The sequence below is a fragment of the Pseudomonas sp. SMN5 genome, assembly GCF_052041925.1.
Taxonomy (GTDB): domain Bacteria; phylum Pseudomonadota; class Gammaproteobacteria; order Pseudomonadales; family Pseudomonadaceae; genus Aquipseudomonas.
Window position 1 is genome coordinate 258,867 of the sequence record NZ_JBKGGX010000005.1, and the last position, 11,867, is coordinate 270,733.

Sequence of the window (11,867 nt, forward strand, 5' to 3'; positions counted from 1 at the left end):
TGTCATGAAATTGCTTTACCGCAAAACCGTGGATTGGGCGCGCCAGACCTGGGTCTGGACGCTGTTATTGGTGTCGTGGGTCGCGCTGATGGTGTGGTTCGTCGGGCCACTGGTGGCCGTCAATGACTACAGATTCTGGGCGAGCACCACGGCGCGATTGCTGAGCATCATTGTGCTTGTGCTGGGTTGGGGCCTGGGTATGGTGTTCTTCAATGGGCGCGGGAAATCGTCCGCGAGCCTCGGTGGAAACGACACCTGCGAGGTGTCTCAAGCCAGGGTTGAGAGTGAGCGACGCGAGGTGCGCTCGCGCTTCAAGAAGGCGTTGAGAGCGCTGAGGTCCTCCAGTCTTTATCCCGGACGTAGCGGACGCTGGCGCAACGACCTGCCGTGGTACCTGTTGATGGGGCCGCCAGCCAGCGGCAAGACCAGTCTGCTGCGTAGCTGCGGCCATGAACTGTCCCAAGGCGGATTCGACCAGCAAACCCACGACAGCCTGCCCGCTACCCGGCAGTGCGATTGGTTTTTCGCCGGACACGCCGTGCTGGTCGACACCGCCGGGCGCTATCTGACCCAGGCGGACAACGACGTCGACAACAGTGCCTGGGCTGCGTTGCTCGAGCTGATGCGCAAGCGTCGCCGCAGACGCCCTTTGAGTGGTGTGCTGATGACCGTGCCTATCGACCTCCTGCTGTCGGGCAGCGAGAGTGAAGTCGACGCCTTGGCCCGGCAGATCCGAGGACGTCTGCAAGAACTGCGACGGCGGTTACACACTGATGTGCCGACCTACCTGATCCTGAGCAAAGCGGACCGAGTGCCCGGCTTCAATGAGTTCTTCGATTCGCTGACGCGCGAGGAAAACAACCAGGTGCTGGGCGCCAGCTTCAATCGAGACCAGCGGGGTTGCGATGTGAGTCTGCTGCGTAGCGAGTTCGAAGCACTGTTGCAGCGGCTCAATGGCCAGGTGATCACGCGGATGCAGCAGGAGCGTGACTCGCTACGACGCGGCAGCATCCTGGATTTTCCCCATCGACTGGGGCAGATCGGCGCCCATCTGTGTTTGTTGGCCGAACAAGGATTCACCGGCAGCGGCTGCACATTGCGCGGCTTCTATCTGACCTGCGTACCGTCTTCGAGTCTGGTTCCGGACTCGGTCGGCGGACAGACGCGAGCGAACGCCCGAGCTGCGCCTGGTCGGCCTGGGCGATTCGTCCATCATTTGTTCAGTCGGGTAATTTTCCCGGAGGCCGACTTGGCCGACCTCGATCAGCGCGGGCGCCGACGCCTCTACTGGGGGCAGTCAGCCTTGTACTTCGCTGGGTTGGCGATTCCTGGCCTGTTCGGGTTGTTGTGGACACAGGGTTTTGCGGTCAATCACGAGCGTCTGGAAAATCTGCGTCTGTTGGCGCAACGCTGGGATCAGCTCCAGTCTGTTCAGAAAAACACCGGCGATTGGGCTGCAATGCTCGATTCACTTGATACACGCTTCGAGGCTACCCAGGTTTTCCCACCCGTCAGGACAGTGCCGCTGTACGAACGCGTGGGGCTGTACCAAGGTGAGGCCAGTGACGCTGTGCTAGACGACGCTTACCGGCATGCGTTGCAAACGCAACTGTTGCCACGGGTCGCAAAAAGGCTGGAAGAACACATCCGCAGCAACCGGGATGAACGCGAGCACCTGCTTGTCAGCTTGCGTGCGTACCTGATGCTAGGCATGAAAGAGCGTCGCGACAGTGCATGGCTCATGGAGCGGATGGCCACCGATTGGTCCCTTCGCTACCCCGCCGACGCGGCGCGGCAACAGAGGTTGAACGCGCATTTCGCGCGTCTGTTGGAGCAACCCTTCATCCATGCACTCGATGAGCCATTGGTGGCCCAGGCCCGTGAACGCCTGCGCGGTGAATCCATGGCCGTCGTGGTGTACAGGATGCTGCGCGACCAGGCGAGCCATCTGCCGCCCTACAGGCTCAGTCACCACTTGGGCGCCCAGGGGACGTTGCTCGTCGGAACCGACCATGTGATCCCCGGTTTCTACACCCGGCAGGGTTACGAGCAATTCTTTTCGATCCGCGGTGCGACCCTCATCCCCCGGTTACTGCAAGACAACTGGGTATTGGGTGACGGCGAAGGCCTCAGTGACATGGACATGCGTCGCCTGATGGCCGAGTTGGAACAACTGTATTTTCGTGACTATTCCGACCGCTGGAGCGAAGCGGTTGGCCAGGTAGCCGTCCAAACGATCACCCGTGCGGGCCAGGGCGCCGAGCAACTTGCAGGGCTGGCCTCGGCTCATTCGCCGATTGTGCAGATGTTGGTCCAGGTGCGTGAAAACACTCGTATCACGACCGTTGCCGAACACTTCGATACGCTGGCGCCGGCGACCGAGGAAGGAGGGCATCCTGTTGCGAGGCTCGCTGCTGTGGCCGGGAATGTCGCTGGGTCCTTAAAGGAGAGCCTGCCGGACACTGCGCGTAAATCCTTGCAGCGACGTTTCGAGTCACTGCATCGCTTGCTGGGACCCGATAATGCCCCGACGGCCGATCTGAACCACGCCTTGCGGGCGCTTGACGAAGTGCAACTGCAACTGGCGAGCCTGGCTCGAGCCGGTGCGCCGGATCATGCTGCATTCGAACTGGCCCGCAACCGTATGGGCGGCCAGCAGGATGCGTTGAGTCACCTGCGCGCCGCGACCGCTCGGTTACCGCGTCCGGTCGCGGCATGGTTCAGCGCGGTGGCCGAGGACAGCTGGCGTCTGGTGCTCGACGATTCGTACCGCTACTTGAACCAGCGTTATCAGAACGAGCTGTACAGCTTTTACGCCAAGGCGATCAACAAGCGATATCCGTTCAATGCCCACAGTGCCAGCGACGTCGCGCTCAACGACTTTCGGGAGTTCTTCAGGGATCAAGGCGTTGCCGATCGATTCTTCGAAAGTTATATCCGGCCCTTCGTCAACGATTCGGCGGGGCAGTACTGCCTGCGCAGCGTCGACGGCCAGGGCCTGCCGTTGTCCAGGGCCTATCTGGACCAAATGGCAGCGGCGCGCACCATACGGCGTAGCTTTTTCGCCCAGGACCCGGCTGAACCGCAGGTGCAGTTTACGCTTGAGCCTTACACCCTTGATCCAACGGTAAGCCGTTCCGAATTCCGCTTCGGTGACAGGACGCTTGAATACCGCCACGGTCCGATCTTGCCTATGGCGTTCACCTGGCCAAGCGCAGCACAGGACGGGCGTACCGCCTTGGTGCTGGAAAAAACGGTCGGGCGGGGCGTGGGAATCGAGAAGAATACCGGGCCCTGGTCGCTGTTTCGTTTGTTCGACCTTATGCAGACAGAGGACCTGAGCGGACGCGATGTGCGCCTGCTCAAAGCAGACCTGGGTGGCCTGCGAGCCAATTATCTGTTGACGAGCCAGCGTACGCCGAACCCCTTTGACATGAACGTATTGCGCACCTTTCGAATGCCGGTGCAGCTATGACGCCAAGTGTCGGCGCTTGGCACAGTGCCGGGCGTACCGACCGCGGTAAGGTCCGGCAACGCAACGAAGATGCCTTCCTCGAATGCCCACAGCATGGCCTGTGGGCGGTTGCCGACGGGATGGGTGGCCATTGGCGTGGGGATATCGCCAGTCAGCTGGTCATCGCCAACCTGGCGGACCTGCCGCTACACCGGGATCTAAGCGCACGTTCCAAAGCGGTGCGCCAGTGCCTGCGCTGGGCCAATCGACGGCTGGCCCATGAACTCACCGTCACAGCGGATCAACCAGGCATTAGCGCAAGCACAGTCGTGGTGCTGTTGCTGGAAGGTAACCGTGGGATTTGCATCTGGGCCGGCGACAGCCGCTGTTATCTGTGGCGCGGTCGACGGTTGTATCAGCTGTCCAAGGATCACTCGTTGCAACAGCAATTGATCGATACGCGCCGCATCAGCCGCGACGAGGCGTGTGCCCATCCGGCGGCCAAGGCGTTGACTCGCGCGGTGGGTGCCACGCTGGAGTTGAACCTTGAGGTGCTGGAGCTGGACGTTCACCGCGGCGATACGTTTCTGTTATGTACTGATGGCTTATATCAGGACCTGAGCGCTGGAGCCCTGGGGAACGCATTGGACCTGGCATCCCCACGCAGAGTACTGGAGCATCTTTTCGAAGGCGCTCTGGGTGGCACGGCGCGGGATAACCTGACGGCCGTGGTGATTCGCCAATGAGCGAAGAGGACCCTCTCCCAACGTATTGCGCGTTCGCCGCTGGTGCGCCTGCCGTCGCTTCGAACCCGTGCACTGCCGGCGACAGCCCGGAAATACTCGCCGGACGCTATCGTCTCGAACGCTTGCTGGGGGCTGGCGGCATGGGCGTGGTGTACCGCGCTCGGGACCTGCTGCACGAACAGTACGGCGATCCGGAGCCGTATCTCGCCTTGAAAATGCTCAGTGAGCAATTCGATACATCACCTGATGCCAGCGCGTTGCTGTACAGCGAATTTGCCCTGACTCGACAACTGCGCCATCCGAACCTGTTGCAGCCGTACACCTTTGAAGTGGACGCTGCCCGCCGGAAGGCTTTTATCACCATGGAATTGATGCATGGCATCACCCTCGACAAACTGCTTTGCGAGCAGCCGCAGGGATTGCCCTGGCATGAGCTGAGAGCGATTGCCGTGCCGCTGCTTGATGCCTTGGCCTTTATCCATGGCCGAGGCGTTTTGCATGGAGATCTGAAGCCAAGCAACGTCATGCTCTGCGATGAGGGCGTGCGGTTGTTCGATTTCGGCCTGGGCCTCGCCCAAAGGCAGCCCTGCAAGCGCCTTCCCCAACTGGACCGCAAACGCCTCAAAGCCTGGACTCTCGGCTACGCCGCCCCTGAGCTGCTCGAAGGTGATCCCCTATCGGCGAGCGCCGATATCTACAGCGTGGCTTGTTCATTGTACGAACTGGCGAGCGGCGATCACCCGTTTCGTCGCTTATCTTCCATCCAGGCGCGTGATGCCCGGTTGGACCGCCAACTCAAGGCACCACGCAACCTGCCCTGGCGCTGCTGGTCAGCGCTGCGCTCGGCGCTGGCGTTCAATCCGCGACAGCGCGCTATCAGTGCGGCGCAGTTGCGCGATGTGTGGGGTGGTTCGTCCTGGTGGTAGGGACTGAAGCGTCCTGCTCATTGTGGGAACGAGCCTGCTCGCGATAGCGGTGGGTCAGTCTGCATCGAAGCTGCTGACCCGACGCCATCGCGAGCAGGCTCGCTCCCACAGGAGACATGCTTCGCGCAATGGAAAGCGAAGTGAAGGATATGCCTTCTTTCTTTGCCGCTGATGGCTACCGCGGATCGAGGTTATCCAGCACCCGATTCGCCATCAATGAACTCAGCTCAATCAGTTGCTGGATGCCCAGCGCGATATTGCGCCGTGAGCCTTCCAGATCGAATGCGAGTTCGTCGACCATGGCTTCAGCCGAGGCCAGGGTTTCGCTGAGGTTGGCGAGTAGGCTTTCGTTGTCGATGTCTTTCACGACGGTGAATAACTGGCCTGGTTTGGGTTCGTCTTTGGGCTTTGTCGGTTTGGGCGACAGGTAGTGATCGAGAACGCGCTTGGTCGTTTCGTCTTGCTGCTTGGCTTTGGATTTTGCGGACTGAGAGGTGGAGCCCGTTTCCGGGGGATTGGGCGTGATCTTGAACATGGTGGTTCTCCTTTCGTAAGAGACACCGTCACCGTCTGCCGCCAAGCAGGTGGGGTGACGGATTACACAAGGTTGGCGGACCGGAACGAAAGGAACCCGGCATCCCCGAAGGGATCCTTGCGCAACCCGCCATAACAGCAGAGTTTTTGCGCCTTTCGAATACCGGGCCGCCAAGCCCGTTCACTGAATGTGCAGTGACGGGAGATACGATAGGGACCAGAGACAAGGCGCACAAGCGGGCGGATTCTGGCGTAGTTGTAGGCAACGGCGCAAGGATATGTGGGCTGGCGCGAGCAAAGCGGACAGGTTGGACATCTATCTGTAGGCACAAGACGACCCCTGTGGCGAGGGAGCTTGCTCCCGCTCGGCGGCGCAGCCGTCGTGGGGTCGGTTGAGGCTGTTTATTTGGAGTCATTCATTATGGGTTTTGGGGCGGCTTTGCCGCCCAGCGGGAGCAAGCTCCCTCGCCACAGGGGCGGTGAAGTTTCTGGATTGGGTGGCGGTGGTCGGTTGGGCTGGCTGGGCTCGGTGGCAAAAGTGAGAAGGGCGTCATGGCCTCGGTAACGGCTGGTTCAATCACCTTGATTGTTACCGATCATTACTTGAAGATTTGCCGCATGCTGAGCCCACCCTTGCCTTGGAAACGATCCACATCATGACGCTCTATCGCCTTCAAGAAGCCGATCTCGATATCCCCGACAGTTGGCACGACCAGAGCATCAATATCTTCAAGCTGCCGGCGGTCGGTGGCGCCAAGGAAGCCAGTTTCGTCATCAGCCGCGACCCGAGCCGGGGTGAGACGCCGTTCAATGACTATGTCGACCAGCAGTTGGAAAGTGCCAAGCAGCAGTTGCCTGGGTTCAACCTGATCAAGCGCTGGGACTTCCTGCTGCATGACCGCGCCGCTGTGCTGCTCGACTACAGCTGGCAGCGCGAAGGGCGCGAGTTGATGTTGCGCCAGGTGTTCATCGATCGCCAACCGGTGGGGTTGATCACCACGCTGACGACCACGCCGAACGATCTCGTGTACCACGAGCCGGCCTGGAAGGCGGCCATGCATTCATTCAAGGTCCTGCCGCCCAACGCCTGATCACCTTCGGAAGACCTGACGCAATGGATATGTTGGCCGCTGCTCGCCTCGGCGATGAGATAGCCCACGGGTTTGGTGTGGCCGCGATGGTGGCGGGCGCCGTGGCCGGCGCGTTGATCGGTGCTGCGGTGGTGGCCGCGACCGTGGCGACGGGCGGCGTGGCGCTGGCGATCATGGCCGGTTCGATTGCGGCGGGCGGGCTGTCGATGTTCCAGATCCTCAAGGGCCTGAACACCATTTTCAACTTGCCCGAGCCCACGACGGGGGCGTTGATCATGGGCAGCTTCAACGTCCAGATCAACAACCGCAACGCGATGCGCGCCGGGCTCGACGTGGCGGCCGGGTGCAGCGGTTTGCCGATGAACCATCCGGTCTGGCCGTTCCCGGTGCTGATCGCCGAAGGCAGCGCCACGGTGTTCATCAACGGCAAACCGGCGGCCCGGTTGCAGAGCAAGATGGTCTGCGGTGCGCACATCAAGACCGGCAGCCCGAATACCTTTATCGGTGGGCCGACGGTCAGCATGGCGTTCGTGCTGGATATCGAAGGTTGGTTGCACACTGGTCTTGAAGCGCTGGGCATGGTCGCCATGGGCGCCGCTGCCGTGCTGGCCGCCATGGCCGGTGCAGCGGCGTTTGCCGGGTTCGTGGTGATCGGCGGCGCGATGATGGGCGGCATGGCGTTGCTCGGCGAACTGGGCGACCGCCTCGGCCCAGGCTATCGCGACCTGCTGCAGGGCATCGCCGGCATGGCGTTGTTGGGGTTGGGGCCGAAAATGGCCAAGATCGGTGCGGCGCCCAAGCCTCGGGTAGCGGCGTACAAGGCGGGCATGACCGAAGCCGATATCATGGCCATCCCCAAGGGCAGCCGCCCGCCACCGAGCGATTATCTCGAAGGCCCGTACATCGACAAGCACCTCAAGACCTTCGAGGACGAGGGCGGCAGTTTCCTGTTCACCGCCGACGATATCTCCAACCCCAAGTACGGTTCGTTCAACCCGAACAAGTTCGTCATGGCAAAATCCGACCTCAACGCGGTGGTTGCCGAGTACAAGAAAACCGGCGACGTTTCGGTATTGGAGTCGGCCCTGGGGTACGATCCGGGATCGCTGGTGGGCAAGGACATCTACATGATGAACCTCGACAACCCCAAGGTACTGATGCCCACCGGCAACGAAGGCGGCGTGAACTCGCTCTGGCGCCCCGGCGGCCTGACCCATCCGGGCGGCATGCGCGAAGCGGTGCTGGACAACGTGCCCATCGCCCACGGCAACGATATCAACACGCTGATGACGACCCGAGACGTAGTGAGAATCCAATGAACAACCCGCTCGATAACGTGCTGCTGCTGGCGCTGGCCAATGATGAATTGGACAAATTCCTGGTGGGCGAGCCGTTCTACTTTCTCGAGGCCAAGAGTGACAACGACGAGCCGCAGAACGTGGTGGCCGCGTTCGACCAGCTGATCCTGCCGTACTGGCGCCAGACCCACGACGCCACTTTCCCCCAGCGTTTCGTTGCAGGCCTGCTGACCCTGCTGGCGACCTACCCGGACCGCACGCGAGCGATCTACATCGCCCACGACTGGGTCTGGTACTACCGCTTCTGCCAGGACAAACAGCGAAAGCAACCGTTGGGGCCATATGGCGATCTGTTCGACGTGGACATGGGCAGCGTCGGCGTGGCGCTCAAGCGTCTGCTGGAAAGCCACAAGGCTGAACTCGTCGCCGACACCCGCTGGGCCGGCGCCACTTGGAACAGCCCGGACGGCATGTGGACCCCGCTGATGCGCTCGGCAGTGACGGTGCGCGACAAACTGGGCGGCCCGGACTTCGTGCCGGCCAATCTCTGAAGCGGTGTGCGCACAAATCCCAGCCCACCCCAAAACCCTGTGGGAGCGAGCCTGCTCGCGATAGCGGCGTGTCAGCCACCACTGATGCAACTGACCCGACGCCATCGCGAGCAGGCTCGTTCCCACGGAGTGCAACGTCTGTCTCTAAGCAGTGGTATGGGTTGGCACGAGCTAAGTGGACAAGCTGAACACTTGTCAGAAGACCCCCGCGGCCCCTGTGGCGAGGGAGCTTGCTCCCGCTCGGCGGCGCAGCCGTCGCAGACCCGGGTTATGCGGTTTACCTGAAGGGCCGCGGCCACCCTTTTAGGGCGGCTTCGCCACCCAGCGGGAGCAAGCTCCCTCGCCACAAAGGGTTCTGCGTTCCGGTCAATCTTGCGGTGTCGGCCCATTACTCTTCGCCCACATCCTCTTCATCGACCAACCCTTGCACGAATCGCAGAAAATCCGAGCAGAGCGGCCTTTCTGATCTGGCCTGGTTTTCCTCAGGACTCAGATCGCTGTCAAAGTTATCGGTCGTGAAGTAACTGACGGCCCCGGTGTCCAGATTCAGGCAAAAGAAATTACCACCCCAGTCGTTGGCGAAGGGCAGCAGGTGGGCTGGCAGCACCTGGTTCTTGAGCATGAGCTGATAGGTGGAGAGCACCGTGGAGTCGCCAATGGTATCGGCTTGAAGGCCGCCACTTCGATGGGTTCGAAGTCATCTTCGCCGACCCAGTACCCCCGCGCCGGCATGCCGCCGTTGTACTTGAGGTAATGGTTTCTGAAGGACGTTGGCAGCTTCTTGCCGATGGCGAATTCCAGATGATCCAGATCCGCTGGGGTAAGAGCTGCTTCGTCATGTGAGAACCTGTTTTCGAACACTATCGATCTCCTATGCGAGTAGAGATTGATTGCAGAAAAGGGCCTCAGCCCCCGGACCGCCCAGCTTCCTCCACGTTGATTTATCCTCCAGCCAGTAACTTGTTCGCCAATGCCAGATCGAACTGCTTGTTGCCGAAAATTGATTTGGTCGCGAATGCTTTTTTCAGCACCTGCGAATCCAGGCTCAGTTCGTGTTTCTGCGCTGCGAAGAGAATCGTCAGGAATGGGAACGCGTAGGTGTCAGGTTCGGCCAGGACGTCATCAATCAGTGAAAGTGTGCCGAGAATGCAGTTCTCTGCCTTGGTCAGGTAAGTCTTTGTCAGCCGTTCGGTTATTTTGCTAACCGTGGCACTGACTTCATTGGACGCTGGGGTTCTGATGATGCCGCCCAGCTCATCGCCAAATTCTTTTTTGTCTTCCGATAGGGAGCTCTTCGACAGAAAGTAGGCGTTCAGCAGTCGGCTTTCATAGGGCGGGGCCTGGTTTCTGCAGAAGGTGAGCGCTTCGCAGGTAAAAATTTCCATCCCTGCGTAATAGCCGTCGGCTTTGTTCAAGTGTTGAACGTAGATTTCTCCGAGCTTTTCCTTGGCGGTAGACAAAGCAAGCTTATTCTTGCTGGCTTTCAAGCCAACGGAGGGCAATCTGATCTGTTCTAGTACCTTCAGTAATTCCGCTTCCAGGCTTTTGAGGATGCTCATTTATTCCCCTTCTGCCTGACTACCGCGCCGTGAGCTAACGTCGAGCGTCGTTCTGCACCACGTGAGGGGCCTCGTCTTGGTGCGCCCGCAGCATTGTCCTCGATGCTCATGCGGAGGATAAGTTTCTCTAAAAGGCATACTCATGATGCTATTGGCTTGTGAGTTCAGTGAGGAATTCCTCAAACGATTCGCATACGAACGCGAGATCTTCTTCGTCCATCAAATACAAATAAACGCTTCCGAAATCATCCCTTTTTACCGACAGCAGAAAGGGGTTCCCACCCTGATCGTAGGCAAAGGGGATCATTGCTTTTAACGAGGGGACGTCGTCAGTCAGGTCGCGATAGACGATTTCGATAGGTGCTTCTCCGTACTTGATCGGGGTGAATCCGCCCAACAAAAATTCATTTTCGCTGTTGCTCTCAGACAAGTTTCCGCCGTTGTGCTTTAAATAGAAGTTCCTAAAGGCGGTCGGTAATTCCACATTGAATTTTTCTTGAAACTCATTCAGCTCCTGCACAGAGAGGGCGTTTTCGGAGTCTTCGAGGGTCAACCGCATTTGGATGCTCCTTTTGTTCTGCTCTTGAAACGAGCTGGGTGGGTATAGGCCTTGCCGGTAGCTGCTTTGTATTGAGCTACCCCGCCATTATGGCTTATGCCGTTGTGGGCGCTTTGCTTGATGAGCTGCATAGTGCCTGTGTTGGTCTTGGGATCGTAATCATCCAGGTGATGCCACACGTGGCCGGACGGCGTAGTTTTCTGACTCAGCTTGGCTGCCTTGTTTGCAGCCTCGAAGTCTTTGCCATAGTCCCCGGTGTATTCAATTCTGACGATTGGGTTCACTCCGGGCTTTTTGTTGTAAAGCGCGTTACTTTCAGAATAGTCGAGCCCTCCACCGGGCGTCTTAGTAACGCCTGTATAGCCGCGCTCTTTCAGTTTTATCAGAGGGTCGACTGCAAGGCCCAGAGGGTCTGCGTAGCCAATAGGGTTGGGTGCATAGGCGTAAAAGTTCAGGCCTCCCGCCAAACCTATCGGATCGGGCGTAGTGAAGCGCCCCACGTCGGGATCGTAGAACCTCAAAACGTTGTAGTGCAGTCCAATTTCTCGATCAAGATATTGGCCTTGGAACCGTAGGTTCTGCTCTTCGATGAAGTAGGCTTCACGAGTTTCCTGGAGGGTGTTACCCCACACCTCAAAGCGAGCCTGCCAGACGCTATGTCCGTCGGCTTCTGTGAGTTGTTCTGGCAGGCCGTTCAGATCGTTGTGGTAATACCGGACTTTCTGATGCGCTCCGTATCCATCGACCCGTGCAAGGGGTTCGTAGGTGTTATCCGTATAAAGATAAAGGCTTGTCTGGTTGTACCGACTTTCCTGCAACAGGCGCAGGCCGTCCCAGGTGAAGCGGGTTTCGCCCAGCGGGTAGCCGTGGGTGTCGTGCTCGGTCTTGGCGATGCGCCGGCCCAGCGGGTCGTAGGTCATGCGCACAACGCTGCCGTTTTCGTTGCGCACTTCGCTCAGGCGGCTTTCGGCGTCGTAGGCAAAGCGTTGCAGGCCGCGGGCGGCGCTGCGTTTTTCGATCAGGCGGCCGAAGGCGTCGTAGCGGTAGCGTTTGTCCTGGTAGGTCAGCAGTTTGTTGTGGACCACCCGCCCGGCGCCTGCCTGCGGGCCGTCCAGCAGGTTGGCGGCGGCGTCGTAGGCGAAGGTTTCC

General features: G+C 59.7%; 12 protein-coding genes. 6 read left to right on the plus strand and 6 right to left on the minus strand.

Translation table 11 applies throughout. The annotated features are described in order from the left end of the window. The first annotated feature begins 4 nt into the window (after positions 1-4). The 3 genes from tssM to ACLEJR_RS07575 are packed head-to-tail and all read left to right on the plus strand — an operon-like array spanning position 5 to position 5,126. Entirely contained in the window at positions 5-3,475 is a 3,471-nt protein-coding gene (gene tssM, locus ACLEJR_RS07565) for a type VI secretion system membrane subunit TssM (RefSeq protein WP_440813076.1), read from the plus strand. Continuing rightward, positions 3,472-4,200: a PP2C family protein-serine/threonine phosphatase gene (locus ACLEJR_RS07570; RefSeq protein WP_440813079.1), complete on the plus strand. Its 729-nt coding sequence runs from the start codon at positions 3,472-3,474 to the stop codon at positions 4,198-4,200. Before tssM ends, ACLEJR_RS07570 begins: the two co-directional genes overlap by 4 nt. Further along, a complete protein-coding gene (locus ACLEJR_RS07575) occupies positions 4,197-5,126 on the plus strand; it encodes a serine/threonine-protein kinase (protein WP_440813082.1) in 930 nt (309 codons plus the stop codon). The genes ACLEJR_RS07570 and ACLEJR_RS07575 overlap by 4 nt, the downstream gene beginning before the upstream one ends. A gap of 175 nt (positions 5,127-5,301) precedes the next feature. Here the strand turns inward: ACLEJR_RS07575 and ACLEJR_RS07580 are convergent, their stop codons facing one another. Continuing rightward, the gene (locus ACLEJR_RS07580) at positions 5,302-5,661 is read right to left on the minus strand and encodes a DUF6124 family protein (protein ID WP_440813084.1); all 360 of its coding nucleotides are present in this window, start codon (positions 5,659-5,661) and stop codon (positions 5,302-5,304) included. Positions 5,662-6,316: 655 nt separating this feature from the next. Here ACLEJR_RS07580 and ACLEJR_RS07585 point away from each other — a divergent pair. Genes ACLEJR_RS07585 through ACLEJR_RS07595 form a run of 3 tightly spaced genes read left to right on the plus strand, consistent with a single transcriptional unit; the run spans position 6,317 to position 8,600 of the window. After that, on the plus strand, positions 6,317-6,751 hold the full coding sequence (locus tag ACLEJR_RS07585) for a DcrB-related protein (RefSeq protein ID WP_440794771.1): 435 nt from the start codon (positions 6,317-6,319) through the stop codon (positions 6,749-6,751). 23 nt (positions 6,752-6,774) lie between these two features. Next, positions 6,775-8,070: a PAAR domain-containing protein gene (locus ACLEJR_RS07590; RefSeq protein WP_440813085.1), complete on the plus strand. Its 1,296-nt coding sequence runs from the start codon at positions 6,775-6,777 to the stop codon at positions 8,068-8,070. Continuing rightward, entirely contained in the window at positions 8,067-8,600 is a 534-nt protein-coding gene (locus ACLEJR_RS07595; RefSeq protein ID WP_440813088.1) for a hypothetical protein, read from the plus strand. Before ACLEJR_RS07590 ends, ACLEJR_RS07595 begins: the two co-directional genes overlap by 4 nt. A 388-nt stretch (positions 8,601-8,988) precedes the next feature. Here the strand turns inward: ACLEJR_RS07595 and ACLEJR_RS07600 are convergent, their stop codons facing one another. The 5 genes from ACLEJR_RS07600 to ACLEJR_RS07620 form a co-directional block, all read right to left on the minus strand. Next, entirely contained in the window at positions 8,989-9,243 is a 255-nt protein-coding gene (locus ACLEJR_RS07600; protein WP_440813089.1) for an SMI1/KNR4 family protein, read from the minus strand. Further along, positions 9,147-9,461: an SMI1/KNR4 family protein gene (locus ACLEJR_RS07605; RefSeq protein WP_440813091.1), complete on the minus strand. Its 315-nt coding sequence runs from the start codon at positions 9,459-9,461 to the stop codon at positions 9,147-9,149. The genes ACLEJR_RS07600 and ACLEJR_RS07605 overlap by 97 nt, the downstream gene beginning before the upstream one ends. Positions 9,462-9,541: 80 nt before the next feature. Beyond that, the gene (locus ACLEJR_RS07610; protein WP_440813093.1) at positions 9,542-10,159 is read right to left on the minus strand and encodes a hypothetical protein; all 618 of its coding nucleotides are present in this window, start codon (positions 10,157-10,159) and stop codon (positions 9,542-9,544) included. Between the two features lie 148 nt (positions 10,160-10,307). Continuing rightward, positions 10,308-10,718 (minus strand): SMI1/KNR4 family protein, encoded by a 411-nt coding sequence (locus tag ACLEJR_RS07615; RefSeq protein WP_440813094.1) that lies wholly within the window; start codon positions 10,716-10,718, stop codon positions 10,308-10,310. Continuing rightward, on the minus strand, positions 10,709-11,867 hold a 1,159-nt coding region (locus ACLEJR_RS07620), incomplete at its 5' end, for an RHS repeat-associated core domain-containing protein (protein WP_440813095.1). The genes ACLEJR_RS07615 and ACLEJR_RS07620, both read right to left, overlap by 10 nt.